Annotated in this window: 12 protein-coding genes; 7 read left to right on the forward strand and 5 right to left on the reverse strand. The window is 39.8% G+C overall.

The features are described from left to right. Positions 1-130: 130 nt before the first annotated feature. Complete coding sequence (gene era, locus ACM0OW_RS15165; RefSeq protein WP_414550932.1) at positions 131-1105, reverse strand: GTPase Era; 975 nt, start codon at positions 1103-1105, stop codon at positions 131-133. A 477-nt stretch (positions 1106-1582) separates the two neighbouring features. On the opposite strand from era, the gene ACM0OW_RS15170 reads away from it, so the two are divergent. From ACM0OW_RS15170 to ACM0OW_RS15180, 3 genes are all read left to right on the forward strand, one after another. Further along, complete coding sequence (locus ACM0OW_RS15170) at positions 1583-1807, forward strand: hypothetical protein (RefSeq protein WP_414550933.1); 225 nt, start codon at positions 1583-1585, stop codon at positions 1805-1807. Between the two features lie 91 nt (positions 1808-1898). Further along, entirely contained in the window at positions 1899-4520 is a 2622-nt protein-coding gene (gene leuS / locus ACM0OW_RS15175; RefSeq protein WP_414551115.1) for a leucine--tRNA ligase, read from the forward strand. Positions 4521-4600: 80 nt separating this feature from the next. Further along, complete coding sequence (locus ACM0OW_RS15180) at positions 4601-5614, forward strand: DNA-methyltransferase (protein WP_414550935.1); 1014 nt, start codon at positions 4601-4603, stop codon at positions 5612-5614. A 1-nt stretch (position 5615) separates the two neighbouring features. On the opposite strand, the gene ACM0OW_RS15185 is transcribed toward ACM0OW_RS15180, so the two are convergent. The 4 genes from ACM0OW_RS15185 to ACM0OW_RS15200 form a co-directional block, all read right to left on the reverse strand. Further along, on the reverse strand, positions 5616-6317 hold the full coding sequence (locus ACM0OW_RS15185) for a hypothetical protein (protein WP_414550936.1): 702 nt from the start codon (positions 6315-6317) through the stop codon (positions 5616-5618). Positions 6318-6356: 39 nt separating this feature from the next. After that, a complete protein-coding gene (locus tag ACM0OW_RS15190) occupies positions 6357-7652 on the reverse strand; it encodes a hypothetical protein (RefSeq protein ID WP_414550937.1) in 1296 nt (431 codons plus the stop codon). A 417-nt stretch (positions 7653-8069) separates the two neighbouring features. Then, a complete protein-coding gene (locus ACM0OW_RS15195; protein WP_414550938.1) occupies positions 8070-8198 on the reverse strand; it encodes a hypothetical protein in 129 nt (42 codons plus the stop codon). Between the two features lie 163 nt (positions 8199-8361). Beyond that, positions 8362-10551 carry a GumC family protein gene (locus ACM0OW_RS15200; RefSeq protein ID WP_414550939.1) on the reverse strand — a complete coding sequence of 730 codons (2190 nt, stop codon included), beginning with the start codon at positions 10549-10551 and terminating at the stop codon, positions 8362-8364. A 1699-nt stretch (positions 10552-12250) separates the two neighbouring features. On the opposite strand from ACM0OW_RS15200, the gene ACM0OW_RS15205 reads away from it, so the two are divergent. The 4 genes from ACM0OW_RS15205 to ACM0OW_RS15220 all read left to right on the forward strand — a co-directional run bounded on the left by ACM0OW_RS15205 (position 12251) and on the right by ACM0OW_RS15220 (position 16128). Next, positions 12251-13570 carry a glycosyltransferase family 4 protein gene (locus ACM0OW_RS15205; protein ID WP_414550940.1) on the forward strand — a complete coding sequence of 440 codons (1320 nt, stop codon included), beginning with the start codon at positions 12251-12253 and terminating at the stop codon, positions 13568-13570. Positions 13571-13884: 314 nt separating this feature from the next. Further along, on the forward strand, positions 13885-14310 hold the full coding sequence (locus tag ACM0OW_RS15210; protein WP_414550941.1) for a hypothetical protein: 426 nt from the start codon (positions 13885-13887) through the stop codon (positions 14308-14310). 72 nt (positions 14311-14382) lie between these two features. Continuing rightward, positions 14383-14856: a DUF29 domain-containing protein gene (locus ACM0OW_RS15215; protein ID WP_414550942.1), complete on the forward strand. Its 474-nt coding sequence runs from the start codon at positions 14383-14385 to the stop codon at positions 14854-14856. 408 nt (positions 14857-15264) lie between these two features. Beyond that, positions 15265-16128: an ABC transporter permease gene (locus tag ACM0OW_RS15220; protein WP_414550943.1), complete on the forward strand. Its 864-nt coding sequence runs from the start codon at positions 15265-15267 to the stop codon at positions 16126-16128. The last annotated feature ends 108 nt before the right edge of the window (positions 16129-16236 follow it).

Raw genomic sequence — 16236 nt, forward strand, 5'->3', positions numbered from 1 at the left:
TTCGTAATTCGTAATTCGTAATTCGTAATTCGTAATTCGTAATTCGTAATTCGTAATTATTTGGTCATTAGTTATCAGTTAATTGTTTTTTCTCATAACTAATGACCAATGACCAATGACCAATGACTATTTATTCTTCTACGCGGTAGCCTAACTCTGCTAAAGTCATGCGCGATTGTCGCCATTTTGGTTGCACTTTTACGAACAACTCCAAGTAAACTTTACCAGCAATGAGCTTTTGGATTTGTTCGCGAGCTTCGCTACCAATGGCTTTGAGCATTGAACCACCTTTACCAATGAGAATACCTTTTTGGGAATCTCGCTCTACGTGTATGGTTGCAAGTATACGGGTAATAGTGGGTGCTTCATCAACTCTATCAATAGCGATCGCCACTGAATGGGGAACTTCTTCGCGTGTCAACAGTAAAATCTGTTCGCGAATCAATTCACCCATGATAAAACGTTCCGGTTGGTCTGTTACCAAATCGGGGGGATAGTAAAACGGCCCTGTTTCTAAACCTTCAATTAATAACTCTTGCAGTTCTGGTAATCCGTCGCTGGTCTGGGCGGAAAATTTGACTATCGGCCATTTATTGGCTTCGGCTACAGCTCGGTAACTCTCATCAATTAGCTGAAAATTTGGCGGTTGTTGGTCAATTTTATTCAAACCCAAAATTACTGGGGTTTCAGTACGAGTCAGCAAATCGACAATAAAGCGATCGCCTGAACCACAAGCTACTGATCCATCCACCACAAACAGAATCACATCTACTGCATCAATAGCATTTTTAGCATTTCTGACCAGCACTTCGCCCAATTGATGATGGGGTTTATGAATTCCTGGTGTATCTACAAAAATTAACTGTGCTTCTGGCGTAGTTAAAATCCCTCGCAAACGATTGCGTGTAGTTTGTGCTACAGCAGATGTAATAGCAATTTTTTGCCCTACCAACTGATTCATCAAAGTAGATTTACCGACATTTGGGCGACCAATAATGCCGACAAAACCTGATTTAAACTCAGGAGGAGCCTGGGGGATAGATGCTTCTCCTGACAAAGAGAAGATGTGATTATCAATACTAGTCACCTTTAGCTCCACCGTCATATATTACAGATCAGATCAGTTGATTCTTGTCTCAGATACACAACAAACATAATTTAAACCTGGCATTTTGAAAAACTGCCCTGATACAAGTCTAACTTAACGCGGAAGTCCCCACTCTCAATGTCCTCACAGAATTTATTTCTTGGAAAAGTCCCTAAGCCATATCATAGCCCCCTCCTCGCTTGCGGGGAGGGGGTTGGGGGCTGACAGGTGTAGGTTTTTCACGAATGCATCTGAAAAGTGGTTTTTTCGTTGATTGAAAACTCATCTTTCCCCTCTGGGTTCCCCATTCAAGAACGAAATTTGGTGTTTTCACACAGTTTTAAATTGTGTTTGAGAGTGTCAACTCACACCTAAATTAAAAACCTACACTTGTCAGGGGGGTTGGGGGTGGGGTTCAAGTGCCTCAGTAAACTAGAAAACGCCATACCCGATTGTGAGATGATAGAAATTGATTGCTAGTAAATGAGACGAATTATGTGGCGGGTTAATGTGACTTGTTCTGGTGATGCTTGGAAACAACACGGTGCTAATTTCAAATCGATGCCTGACAAATATCAAGGCGAGTGTATTTCTTCTAAAAAAATGCCAGACGGGACGCGAATCATGGGATATAAAATCGAAGATGTCAGCGATGCCGAGGCTTTTCAGGAAGAATGTGCAAACTTATCTGGATTTACAGCCGACTTTGAAGCTTTATAAAGTTGCCTGTAACCATAGTTTATCTCAATAGAGTATCTAGCATCTACAATATGTAAGCAGACACGATTACAGTCCCGTAGGAGAATTTTTGGTGGATTCCCGATATAACCCAGCAGACATTGAGGAAAAATGGCAACAAACATGGGCAGAACTTGGCTTAGATAAGACACCTGCAAATAGTCACAAGCCCAAATTCTACGCTCTTTCCATGTTCCCCTACCCATCGGGCAGCCTCCACATGGGCCACGTCCGTAATTACACAATTACCGATGTGATTGCACGCCTCAAGCGAATGCAAGGGTATAAAGTATTGCACCCAATGGGTTGGGATGCCTTTGGTTTACCAGCAGAAAATGCCGCCATTGACCGAGGAGTTCCCCCAGCCAAGTGGACTTATCAAAACATAGCTCAAATGCGGCAGCAATTACAGCGTCTGGGTTTGTCTATAGACTGGGAAAGTGAACTTGCCACTTGTTCACCAGATTATTACAAATGGACGCAATGGATTTTCTTGCAATTTTGGCAAGCTGGGTTAGCTTATCAAAAAGAAGCAGCCGTCAACTGGGACCCTATTGACCAAACTGTAATTGCCAACGAGCAAGTTGATAACGAAGGACGTTCTTGGCGCAGTGGGGCAAAAGTTGAGCGTAAACTTTTACGGCAATGGTTCTTAAAGATTACCGACTACGCCGAAGAATTACTCAATGATTTAGACAAATTAACAGGTTGGCCGGAACGGGTCAAGTTAATGCAGGCTAATTGGATTGGTAAATCCACAGGCGCTTATTTAGAATTTCCTGTAGTGGGGATGGATGAAAAAATCGCTGTCTATACTACACGCCCAGATACAGTTTATGGTGTGAGTTATTTAGTCTTAGCTCCAGAACATCCTTTAACCCAGGTTGTCACCACCCCAGAACAAAAAACCGCCGTAACAGCCTTTATTCAAGAAGTTTCTCAGCAAAGCGAGTTAGAACGTACCGCCGAAGACAAACCGAAGCGGGGTATCCCCACAGGTGGCAAAGTTATCAACCCCTTTAATGGGGAAGAAGTACCCATCTGGATTGCCGATTATGTCCTGTATGAATATGGTACAGGGGCAGTTATGGGTGTACCTGCTCATGATGTACGAGATTTTAAATTTGCCCGTGTTTATAATTTACCCGTTGAGTTTGTGATTGCTGCCCCTGATGATGTAGCAGATTTTGACTTAACGCCAATCTCAGCCACAGACGAAATCACAAAAGTTATTAAAATTGACTACAACCAGGCATATACAGAACTAGGAATTTTAATTAATTCTGGCTCTTTTACTGGCATGAATTCCACAGATGCCAAAGCCGCAATCATTAAATATGCTGAAGAACAAAATTTTGGCAAACTGCGAATCCAATATCGCTTACGAGATTGGTTAATTTCCCGACAACGCTATTGGGGCGCACCCATACCAGTCATTCACTGCCCAAATTGTGGAATAGTCCCAGTCCCAGATGAGGATTTGCCGGTGAAATTGCCCGAAGAAGTGGAATTAACTGGACGTGGTGGTTCACCTTTAACTCAGTTAGAAAGCTGGGTCAATGTTCCTTGTCCGACTTGCGGCACTCCAGCCAAGCGAGAAACCGATACGATGGATACCTTCATTGATTCCTCGTGGTATTTCTTGCGCTATCCTGACGCACAGAATGAGCAACAGGTATTTGACCCAGCCAAAACTAATGACTGGATGCCAGTAGACCAGTATGTGGGTGGTATTGAACACGCGATTTTACACTTGTTGTATTCCCGGTTCTTTACTAAAGTCCTGCGGGATAGAGGCTTATTGAATTTTGATGAACCCTTTCAACGCCTGTTAACTCAAGGCATGGTACAGGGTTTAACTTACATGAATCCTAATAAGGGCGGTAAAGATAAATGGGTTCCCTCTAATTTAGTGAATGCCGCCGACCCCCGTGACCCCCAGACAGGGGAACCATTACAACGCCTGTATGCTACCATGTCTAAATCTAAGGGCAATGGTGTAGCACCAGAAGACGTTATTAGTAAGTATGGTGTAGACACGGCGCGGATGTTCATCTTGTTCAAAGCCCCCCCAGAAAAAGACCTAGAATGGGATGAAGCCGATGTCGAAGGGCAATCTCGCTTTTTAAATCGGGTATGGCGCTTGGTGAGTGATTATGCTGCGGCTGGGGTATCACGCAAAAAAGCCCAACTTTCTGATTTAAGTAAGCCAGAAAAGGAATTACGGCGGGCAATTCATACGGCTATTCAAGCTGTAACCGAAGATTTGGAAGATGAATATCAATTCAATACAGCCGTTTCTGAATTGATGAAGCTGAGTAATGCTCTAACTGATGCCGATTGCAAAAATTCACCAATTTATGCTGAAGGTATTCAAACTTTAGTGATGATGTTAGCTCCTTTTGCCCCACATATTGCTGATGAATTGTGGCATTTATTGGGTAATACTAATTCAGTCCACACTCAAACTTGGCCATCTTTTGACCCTGCGGCTTTAGTAGCTGACGAAATTACTTTGATAATTCAAATTAATGGTAAAAAACGGGCTGATATTGAAGTTTCCGCCCAAGCTGATCAAGTCGAGTTGGAGAAGTACGCCCGTGAATCTGAATTAGTTCAGCGTTACATTGAAGGCAAGGAAATCAAAAAGGTGATTGTAGTTCCTGGAAGGTTGGTGAATTTTGTAGTCGTTTAAAAAACCAAAAGATCCCCGACTTCTTCAAGAAGTCGGGGATCTGATCTCTCATTGGAAAGCAAAAAATATCTCAAAAACAGATGAAGGTTCCAGAACCAGAGGATAAGGTACGAAAGATAGCCAGTCAGGAGCATAATACTTATCTTGCTGAAGGAATTGCACCACACAAAGCCACCCAGTCGGTTCCATCGTCACTATTACAAAGTTTTGCTGACGATTTCAAGTATAGTCTCGCAGTTAAACAACAACTTTTAGAAACACAACTATTTAAAGTTTTAGGTAATCCATTTTATTCTGACAATGGATTTATTCTTTATAATGGTGATTCGACGGATTTTTTACACAAACTTAGTTTAACTAACATCAATATTGATTTAACTGTTACGTCGCCACCCTATAACATTGGCAAAGAATATGAAACACCAATTTCTGTAGATGAGTATGTTAAAAGTTGTGCTGAATGGATGTCTCAAATTTATCGAATTACCAAGCCAGATGGGGCGTTTTGGTTAAATGTGGGGCATTTTGAAGTTCCCGACAAAGGATTATGTGTACCTATACCTTATTTATTATGGAATAAGTCACCTTTCTATTTACTTCAAGAGGTTGTATGGCAATATGGTGCTGGGGTTTCCACAAAATATCGTCTCAGTCCACGTAACGAAAAATGGCTTTTTTATGTGAAGGATTCTCAGAGGTATACATTCAATTTAGATGACATCCGTGATCCGAATGTGAAATATCCCCATCAGAAAAAGAATGGCAAATATAGATGTAATCCTCTGGGTAAAAATCCTTCTGATGTTTGGGAGTTTCCCAAAGTTACTACAGGCAATAAACGCAGTTCAAAGGAACGGACTGGACACCCAGCACAGTTCCCTTTAGGCATTGTCGAGAGGGTGGTCAAAGCCTCATCAAATCAGGTTGAAGTAGTGCTTGACCCCTTTGCAGGTTCTGGTTCTACTGGCATAGCAGCAGCAGGACTAGGACGGATATTTCTAGGATTTGAAATTAAATCTAATTACTGCACAATGGCAGTTAATAGATTTAAAGCATTTCAGATGGAAAGAAAGAATTTTTCAGCACAGGCATAAATTAATTTGAACTCAAAGTAGCCCTTAATTGCTTCAGCAGGCTACCAATTCCGATAAATTGAGGGTCTTGTGATAGTTTTTGAACAGCTTCAGGATTACTTTCCATGACAATCTTGTTATAAATATTGATCGCAGTATTCAACTTATTGATATCTATATCGGGATTGTTTACTTGATCAACAAAGACTGTGTATCCTGATGAACATTGAGTGCTAGAAACTATATTTAGTTGTTCCTCTTGTCCAGGCACGCTGCTATCTGATTTTTCTCTACCTAAACCCCATAAAGAACTCACAAGTGATTCTACAGATGATGGTGATGCCCCAGCACTTAGTATACAAGCATATATTTGATTTGCCGCTTCTTCTGAATTGGCTCCATCTTGTAATACAGAGGAAGCAATCGGAGCTAGGTTATTATTACCTGAGATTTGACTCAATACATTCCTAGCGGCTTCATTCAAATTATTTCTAGTTTGTTCTGAAAGATTCAGAAAATTCTCCCTAATTTGAACATTAGTTCCAGGTACAAGTCGAATAGGATGTATCCCTGGGTTAAAAGTATCACCAGATGAGGAAGGGGAATCTTCGCTACTGCCTGCGATACCTTGGCCACCAGCATGGGCTGTGTAAGGCGTACCCACTAGATAAGTGAATAAAGTTAATGCTAGAGCTAGAGAGAGAGAGGACTTTTGTTTCTTCATTGTTTTTATTTTTGATTAAATTTCCAGATAAATCAGTTATTAAAATCTGAAACTGTATCCTCCACTCAGCGAGAAACCAGCACCAGTATCCAGATTATCAGTAATATCTACGAACAGAGTGTTGATCACGATAGGTATCTTTTTGAAAGGAACAAAAGACGCACCCATATTGAGACGATTTCCTGTCCAGCTACTGACTAGGGAGACTTGAGGAGTAACTCTCAATCCTAAACTGGCAAAAAGGTTCATCGCATTTGTATCTGCTTCTATTGCACCTTTAGAACGGAAAACACCACTACCAAAACCTACAGAAGCCGTTAAAGGTAAAATGTTTTCCGGGTTATCTGGTTGCAGTGGAAATGATTTAGTAACTACTCCATAGATGGTTTCTTTAGTTCCACTCACATCTCCCCATTTAATTGGATTTGACCAACCAACAGCTACGGCTGCGCCATCACCTAAATATCTATGTAGTTTGAAACCGACACCACCACTATCGCCAAAATCAAACCCATCACCACCACCCCCCGCACTGGTAACGTTGATGTTGACTTCTAATCCTACAGATTCAACCTCATCTCCCAACCCAAAACCAAGAGAAAAAGAACCATCTACCCTATCTTTACTCTCATCGAAAGGGAAATATAAGCCACCACCAATATATGCTTGTCCTTGACTAGCACCATAAGCAGAAGGAGTACCAGCCGTTGAACCAGGGGTAGCTGTGGGAAGATCAACGACTGTTGTGATGGGATCAACTAAAAGTTCTTGACGTAATTTATCAGTCTCGCTATCAGTCTCGCTAAAAGTGTCGCCCGCAGGTGATGAAGAGTCTATTTGTGCCAATATGTGAGTTGGCTCTTGTACTTGCTCTTTTAAAGGCAAATGAATATTGTTTTTTTGATCAGATAATGACTGTTTATCTAATTTATTGTCATTTTTTAACTGATCTGAAGATTTTAGAGAAGAATTGTCTCCAGAAAAAGAATTGCTGAATGTTTCAGGCTTAACATTAGCAGTCCAACTATCACTAATACTTACGAGCTTGGTTTCAGCAACATGACTACTTTTTTTAGATGCCAACAATCTTTGTTGTAAGCTGATATTTGGCGCTGAATTAAGGTCAGATTTTATAGCAGATGGTTTGAGGTCTTGAGATGCACTCAATTGAGGCTCTTGATTTTCAGAAACAACATTATCGGCAGCAACTGCTGATTGAATGGAAATAGCTGTCAACAGTAGAAGAAAATTTATCGAAATTGTCCCTACCTTCCAGTAAGCATAGTTAGCACTAATAAATTGATAAGTGTCACGAGCATTGATCATTTTTTTCATCAAAACATTCCTTCTGGAACAGAATTTACACATAACATTTTTATGCAAAAATTACTAATTCAAAATAGTAATCCTACGGTAATATCAGCAATTAAGCTAGTAAAACAGTATCATGCAGGTATTAAGTTATGTAAAACTTTCTCACCTGTTGCAACTAGGGGTTGGATTCTTCCAACTGTCTTCTGATAAATACTTCATGATTGCGAAGGTATATAAAAAGCCATCCCCGATAGCAACTTGATAAAATCGCATTACACCCACATATACAGAACTGGATAGCTATATCCGTACAATACCGAAAATATGACAAAATCAGCAGCCTTTAAATCTCTGAATAAACTCCTCTGGGAGATAAATCAGATAAAAGCATAAAACTATTTGTGAGTAGGCATTTCAGCCGATGGCACTCAGATTATTTTAGGCGATCGCTTGCTTTAGTCTATTTTCAGTAGTCCAGGCATTCACCATCTGGCTTGCACTTTGATCACTAGCTTGTTTTGTCAGAATTACATAAAAAAATTGTACCGTCAATTGCGACAATTTCACCTAGTGTAATTTTCTGTCCTGATTTCATCCCAGAATCAAAATATTGGTGAAAATGTGGGCGGTGAACCTCTAGGGTAGCGATCGCATCATCTCATCTTGTAATTGAGATGGGATGCGCGCCGCGAATGACTCAGCCGAGGCTAAAGGGTGGGTGCTTTACTTTTCACTCTGGGTCATAAGAATAATAACTCTTGACATTATGTTTTTGCCCATTAGCAACTACGCCTAAAAGATTAATCGGAGATATTTTGAGATCAGCGATCGCTCTCTCAAACACAGAGCGATCTGTTTTATTTATCCTGGCCACCATCACAAGACCGTCTGTTTGGGAAGCTATCAAATTAGCATCAGCGATTCCAGCTAGAGGAGGAACATCATAAATAACTAAGTCGAAGGCTTCTTGAAAATCAGCCATCAATCCCTTCATTTTTTTGGAGGAGAGCAACTTTGCACAATCAGGAGGGACAGGCCCAGCAGTAATTATAGATAAGTCGTTCATAGAAGGAAGTTGTTTCAGGACCTTTTTAACTGGCAAATTTGAGGTAATTAAACTACTCAATCCCCAGAGATTATTTAAATTTGATAAAGTATGAACACTGGGGCGGCGCATATCCGCATCTACAAGTAATACTCGTTGCCCCATCGCTGTAGCTATTTGAGCTAGATGAAAAGCAATTGTAGATTTACCCTCACCTGGCATAGCTGAAGTAATAGTAATAGAACGTATTTGAGTATCAGCATTTAACAAATGAATATTTGTATAAAGCATTCGTACAGCTTCGGCAAAACTTGTATAATTGTAGCTATAGTCTAGCTCTCTTACACTAGTTACCTTAGTCATAGTTTCAGCAAGTGAATTGTCCGACTCCAGGATTGCTTTTTGTGAACTAATAGCTTCCGGTTCAATCGTTGCTAATTCCCTATTGAAGGGAATATTGCCTAATAAAGGAATTTTTACTTTATCTTTGATGCTCCAGGCGTTTTGATAGGTATTATCCAACTTTTCCACTAGTAACGCTGCACCAATAGCCAAGAAGATACTCGCTGCTAATCCGAGAATGAGATTACGGACGAGACCTGAAGACACCACAGGAATTGTTGGCTGAAAGGGTACTTGAATCAATTGCCAACCTATTTCTGACTGAGAATTTTCAATTTGTAAATTTTCGCGACTAGATAAAAACCGATTTAAACTTTCAGTGGCAATTTGTAATCTGCGCTGTATTTCTGTGTATTGTCGGATTAAGTTTGGTAATTGCTGGCGTTGTTGTTCTAATATTTGTTGGTTTTTTACCAGTTCCTGGTTGTTAACCTCTAAAGAGTTCAGTGCAGAGGCGGCTTCTGCTCGCTTAGTTAGTATATATCGTTCCGATTCTTGCTGTATTAATGGTACAAGGTTATTTCGTTTCTCTTTTAATGTGATGATATTGGGGTTTTCGTCTTGAAAAAGAGTAGATGCACTGATAAGTTGAATATCTAATTGACGCAATTCATTATTTAATGCCTGATACACAGGATAGCTATCCAGCACTGCTTTTCTGCCGTCTTCACTTTGTAAAAAAGCAGAATTGGCACGAGCTTGCGCTAGCTGTAGTTCAAGTTCTTGCTGTTGTTGAATTAAATTAGAAGTCTGAGTAGCAATTTGATTGGCTAGGGATTCTGGACTATGAAAATTATATCTTTGTTGGAAAATTTGCAATTCTCTCTGAACTTGATCTACTCGTTTTTGGAGAAAGGGTAGTTCTCTGTTAATGTATTGCAATCCTTGACGTATCTTAGTTTGGCGTTTCTCTAGACTGTATTCTAAATAATCTTTAGCAATCTGCTCTAATACTTCCTTTGATTCCACGGGATTTTGACTACGATAGCTGACCTGTAGAATTTTTGTTTCATTTAAACGCAAAATCCTGAGAGAATTGATTAAAGAGCTATAATTAATATCGGGATAAGCAGCTTGTAACTGTTTAATGGTGCTTTGCAACAGTTCAGGACTTCTAAGGATGAGAATTTGACTTTCGTAATCTAAACTAGGTCTTGCTAATGGGTTAGTTTGACTGCCAATATCAACTACTTTAGTGTCATAATCTACAGGTTCAGCCAGCATCTGAAAACTACTTTCATATTCTGGTGGTTTGGGGTTTAATATGAGATTGATATATACACCTACCATCACGGTTGTAGCCACACCGATCATCAGTAACGCTCGGCGCTGTAAGAGACCCAGAAAATCTTGATAGTTCCATTCCTCTGTTTGCTCCTCATATCCCGGAAAATTTTGATTTTGAAAAAATGGCGTGATGGATTGTCTACCATCTTCGGGATGTGAAGGTTTGTATGATTGATGATTGTTCATATAGTGATGTAATGAGGAAATTTTCCAGTAATTTATGATTATTTATGGCGGCAAAGTGATTAATCTTCGCTTCTCTGGGAGCTTCAATGTAATGGCTTAATCACTTATTACGAACAAAGCAGTTTGTTCTGATGCTGATTCTATGAATTAACGTTGATGATTCCGTTAACCTTTTACTCTACAACTATCAAATTTATCACCTCCTTTGGTGACGCTAAATTATCAATAGTTAACTTATGTGTTCTCATCATGTCAACAGGAAAAAGTGAACAAAGGAGTAGAAATCAACATAAGTATTTTATTATATATTTAACTTACAGCTATTTTCAGGTAAATAGACCAGGAGGTAGGGGCGCAAGGCCTTGCGCCCTTACGACTGATGTAACCATATTCATTAATACCAGTTTTTCTTAACCAGTTATTGAATGCACTTATGGATATATAGGACTACTATTTGATTATTGTTCGCGTAGCCTGCGCTTTGCGCTTACAAACACGTAGTGGATTCAATACTGTTCGGTTAAGGTTTTGTTCGCGTAGCGTGCCGTAGGCAATCACCCCAACCCCCCTTAAAAAAGGGGGGCTAAAGTCCTCAAAGTTCCCCTTTATAAGGGGGATTTAGGGGGATCTCCAATGTGCAAATAGCGTTAACCGAACAGTATTGGTAGTGGATTGACAAGCCTAAGAGGATGTTTGAAAAGTTTTGGGCGAATATAATATGGCTACGCGTCATGTCTGTGTAGCCGCGACTTACAGTCGCCAAGGCGAGTAATAAATTAGACTTTTTAAACACCCTCTAAAACAGTGCATTAGAAGTAGGTTGGGTTCCGCTGCCAATGATGTTGGGTTTCCTTCTGTCAACCCAACCTACAATTTTTTGCCACATTTTAAGCTTGCCACGCCACTACGATACTTAATTTTTTTCATAAATTAAACCGGATTCCTATAGTTCTTTATCCGACAATCGACTTTGAAGATTGTAACTGCATTGGTAGTAGAATGTATATTTTTGATGTTTAGTCGTTTTTATACATTTTTTTTTAAGTATGAATGTTACGGCTTTAGTATAACACTCTATCCAAGATAGTTATATCTTAGTTAGGCGCTTTCATAATTTAGTTAAAAGTCATCTCGAAAATATACGCTGCAAAAGTTATTGATAATTTGAGTAAGTAAATCTTAAGCAATTAGAGGACTGAGCATGAATATTACCATAACTGCCAAATTCAGGGATAAACCTTACTTCTAGGAATAACTTGATAATTATTGCTTAAAGGAAGATAAATTTTTATCTAAAATGCGTATAATTACGGTTTAATTAGATGCTACGCAAAAGTATTATACATAAAATATTGATTCAATCGCTACTTTTTTAAAGATTTATGGAGATTCATCTCGTTACGTTAAATTTTCAATGCAGTATACTGTGAAAGATATAAAACATAATAGGTTTGAGCCACCATCAACTTGAGCAGGCAGAATCACTGAGGTTGTTAATCGACCATTACTTACCGGATAAATTCAAGAACAATAGTAAAGTTTAAGGGAGGCATGAAATTTACTACGGACATCTAGTCAACCGGATCAAAATAATAAGTGAATAAAAGTGGAACTTTATTTATCCCTGGGATTCATTAATTACTTGAGTGGTTCGGTGCTATCGCGAACGAAGTTTGTTAAATCTAGAATACGATGATCGATGAAACTCAACAAATGGATTAATGAAAAGGTAGTATCGCCATCCATTTCTATTGGATCTGAATATGAAGATTGTCTCAAGGTTCAGCAATCAATCAAATTATCCGTAATTACACAGTTTTTCCCTCCAGATTATGCTGCTACGGGACAACTGATTGAGGAGCTTGTCAAGCAATTAGAGCCGCAAGGGGTACAAGTAGAGGTTTTTACCAGTCAGCCTGGGTATGCTTTTAGCTTAAGTACGGCTCCATGTTTAGAACATATTGATAGGATTAAGATCCAGCGATCGCGTAGCGCCCAACTTTGCCCAGGGAGAATTCGTGGTAAGGTAGTTAACGGCGTTTTATATACATTACGGACTCTCATCTATCTGTTGGCGGCTTGTCGGCGTAACGACTTATTATTAGTAACCACAGCACCACCATTTTTGCCAATTGTGGGCTATTTAGCTAATTTTTTCTTCAAACTGCCCTATGTATGCATCATCTATGACCTATACCCAGACATTGTGATCTCTCTGGGTATAGTGTCTAAGAATCACTGGGTAGCAAAACTTTGGCAAGCAATGAATGAGCGAGTTTGGCTCAATGCTAAAGCCATTGTAGTTCTCAGTCCTGAGATGAAACAGCGCGTTGTGGAGCATTGTCCACAGGTAGCGCATAAAATTTCTGTCATACATAGCTGGGCTAACCCAGAATTCATCGTACCCATTGCCAAACAAGAAAACTGGTTTGCTTGGAAGTACAACTTAGTGAATAAATTTACTGTGCTTTACTCTGGTAATATGGGTCGGTGCCATGACATCGATACTTTATTAAAGGCTGCTATAGAACTGCAATATGAGCCAGTGCAGTTTGTGTGTATTGGTGGAGGAGCCAAACGTGAAGAATTAATTGCCCAAGTTAATCAACTAGGTCTAAGTAATTTTACGTTTTTACCTTATCAAGATAAAAAAGATTTGCCCTATTCTTTGACATCTTGCGATTTATCTTTGGTGAGTATTAACCCATCCAGCGAAAGTTTAGTTTTACCGAGCAAACTGTACTCAGCTTTATCAGCCGGCAGGCCTTTGGCAGTAGTTTGCTCACCATACTCTAGCTTAAGACAAATAATCGCCGAAGCTGAATGTGGTGCAGCATTTGATCATGGTGATGGGCATGGGTTGGCTGAATTTATCCGCTTGCTTCAGCGTAACCAACAACTAGGGAAACAGATGGGTAAAGCTGCTCGCCAATATCTCCAATCGCACTTTACACCTAAAATTATTGCTCAACAATACCTGAATGTTTTGCGTGAGGCTTTGAATATTAAAAAGACTTAAGCCCGTCTTGAGGTGGCAGAGGCCTGGGGCAGATTTGATCTCAATCTCAAAGAAATTTAGTTTATGTGTAGCTGTTACACATCTGTGATATAAGTTATTCAGGAAAAATAGAGGTAAAAAATACAAACCTAGATTCTTGACTAATGGATTTTCAGGAGATTCAAAAATCTCATTTTAATTAAAAAGGTACTGAAAACAAATCAATACTGACTCTAAATAGAGTGCTAGTTTTTAGGAGTCGGGCTTCGATGGTCTATTTGATCTCAGTCCCTCCCAACGTAACCTTCCTATCTTATTTATATTAGGAGGTCGATTTGCAGAGAAGGTGTGACCGAAATCGGAAACGTTCTAAACGTAGAGCTATCTATTGTCCTATTCATGGCTGTTATCTGGATAGCGTGAGTAAAAAATATCGACTTTTTGCTGATAAACCAGGTCAGTTAGAGCAACGGGGCTTAAGTCGGCGGGCTGCATCGTTGTCGATAGCCAATCATACAGCCGTTCCTATACAAGGGGAGTGGTTAGAGGCTTTTTGGTGTGAACAGTGTCAGCAAAAAAAATGGTATTATGTGCGTCAGTCTGACGATGGCATATATAACATCTCCTTAGCTCCCAGAGAATTATGGCAGCAGGTAACAGGGGTGATAGATCCTCATGGGAATCCTTCTGTGGGGGAGTTTACGCGGATGAATGCTAAACAGTTAAGTTGTCATACTGTAAATTCTTTTTATTGTTTATAAGGCGGGCAAGATGTCCACCCCACAAGATTTATAATATGAAGATGTTTCCTTGATTTATTGGCAAAGTTCTGTATGTCTGAATCATCTCTCTACGAAACAGATTTTTTAGCGTGGATAAATCAGCAGCAGTTAGCTTTAACTAATCGGGATGTCACAGCTTTAGACTGGGAAAATCTGGCGGAAGAGTTAGATGCTATGGGGATTAGGGAAAAAAATGAGTTAAAAAATCGGTTAGTGGTTCTACTAGCTCATTTACTCAAATGGCAATATCAATCTCGAAAACGTTCTATAAGTTGGTTTACAACTATTGCTAACCAACGGGATGATTTTCAGGATTTATTAGTAGAAAATCCTAGTTTGCAGCAATATATCCCTGCTATTTTACCCAAAGCTTATCGCAATGCTCGCCGGGAAGTATCAGCAGAAACAGGTTTAGGTTTAGCTACTTTTTTAGATATTTGTCCTTATAGCATTGAAGAAATATTAAATCCTGCGTTTTTGTGTAATACTACAGATGATTTTGCCAAGGCGATGAAGAGTCAATAAATTGAGTAATTACAGCCAATATGTCATTGCGACCGGATTGCCACGCAAAGCTCGCAACAGGCTCCGTGAAGGGAAGCAATCGCCAAGATTTTGAGAGTAGGTTGAGTTGTTCGCGCGTGAGGTACACCAGGGAGGGCAAAGACTGCCCTCCCCCACAAGAGTTCCAAGATAAAAATTTGTATTTGGTTTACTGGCAAAGTGCTGTATATTCGCCCAGAATTTTGAAAACATCCTCTGAAGCATTTATTTTTTGGAATAGTCTTATTAAAGAAATCAAAAAATATAGATAAACGTATCAAAATAATTTAAGTAAAATCAGTATATGTAGGGTGTGTTTCATAAATCAAATATGAGTCTTATATGGCTAAACGTATCAAAATAATTTAAGTAAAATCAGGTGTTTTTAATGTGAGGAAACCTAGTACAATTTCTAACCGAGTTGTTTATACATCAGAAAGCCGAATTCGCCACCCGTTGCAATTATTTCGAGAGATGGGGCGGGATTTGCTGGCATCCAGAGAATTAGCATGGCGATTATTGGTTAGAGATATCAGCGCTCAATATCGACAGTCTTTGTTTGGGGTGTTGTGGGCATTTTTACCACCGATTATTACGGCTGCGGGGTTGCTGGTAGCTAGAAATGCTGGGGCGGTAAATATTGGAGATACAGATATTCCCTATCCGGCTTATGTGATGTTTAGCATGGCACTCTGGCAAACTTTTGTGGAATCATTGAATGCTCCAATTGCAGCCGTGAATACAGCAAAGCCAATGCTGGCAAAAATTAATTTCCCTAAAGAAGCGATTATATTAGCAAAGTTGGGGGAAGTATTTTTTAATTTTGGCATTAAGTTAATTTTGATTTTGGGTTTGTTTATTTGGTTTCAGATTCCTGTGACTTGGAGTGCTTTGCTTGCGCCAGTGGCTTTGATTCACTTGGTAATTTTAGGTACGGGAATTGGTTTGTTACTGGCTCCTATTGGGGCTTTGTATGGAGATATCGCCAAAGCAATACCGTTAATTGTGTCTCCCTGGTTGTTGTTGACTCCGGTGATTTATCCGACTCCTAAAGAGGGATTGTTTGCTACCATTGTTAATTTAAATCCGGTGACACCTTTGTTGGTGACTACACGAGATTTAGCTACAAGTGGGTTAGTGACTAACCCGGCTGGTTTTTGGGTTGTTAGTGGTTTGGCGTTTGGGTTGTTGTTAGTGGCTTGGGTATGGTATCGCTTGGCAATTCCGTTTGTTGTGGAGCGGATGAGTTCGTAATTTATCCCCTGATTGTCTGGGAGCATCCCACTTTTTTGCACGTCATTGCGAACGGAACGAAGTGGAGTGAAGCAATCGCAAAATCTCCGACTAACAACAAACCTATGC

This window comes from Anabaena sp. CCY 0017, from assembly GCF_963920885.1.
In the GTDB taxonomy this organism is placed as follows: Bacteria; Cyanobacteriota; Cyanobacteriia; order Cyanobacteriales; family Nostocaceae; genus Nodularia.

Bases quoted from the DNA above. Each gene is read 5' to 3' on its own strand.
- ACM0OW_RS15200 (WP_414550939.1), bottom strand. From the start codon at position 10,551: ATGAACAATCATCAATCATACAAACCTTCACATCCCGAAGATGGTAGA.
- ACM0OW_RS15170 (WP_414550933.1), top strand. From the start codon at position 1,583: ATGTGGCGGGTTAATGTGACTTGTTCTGGTGATGCTTGGAAACAACAC.
- ACM0OW_RS15185 (WP_414550936.1), bottom strand. From the start codon at position 6,317: ATGAAGAAACAAAAGTCCTCTCTCTCTCTAGCTCTAGCATTAACTTTA.
- ACM0OW_RS15205 (WP_414550940.1), top strand. From the start codon at position 12,251: ATGAAACTCAACAAATGGATTAATGAAAAGGTAGTATCGCCATCCATT.
- ACM0OW_RS15215 (WP_414550942.1), top strand. From the start codon at position 14,383: ATGTCTGAATCATCTCTCTACGAAACAGATTTTTTAGCGTGGATAAAT.
- ACM0OW_RS15190 (WP_414550937.1), bottom strand. From the start codon at position 7,652: ATGAAAAAAATGATCAATGCTCGTGACACTTATCAATTTATTAGTGCT.
- era (WP_414550932.1), bottom strand. From the start codon at position 1,105: ATGACGGTGGAGCTAAAGGTGACTAGTATTGATAATCACATCTTCTCT.
- ACM0OW_RS15180 (WP_414550935.1), top strand. From the start codon at position 4,601: ATGAAGGTTCCAGAACCAGAGGATAAGGTACGAAAGATAGCCAGTCAG.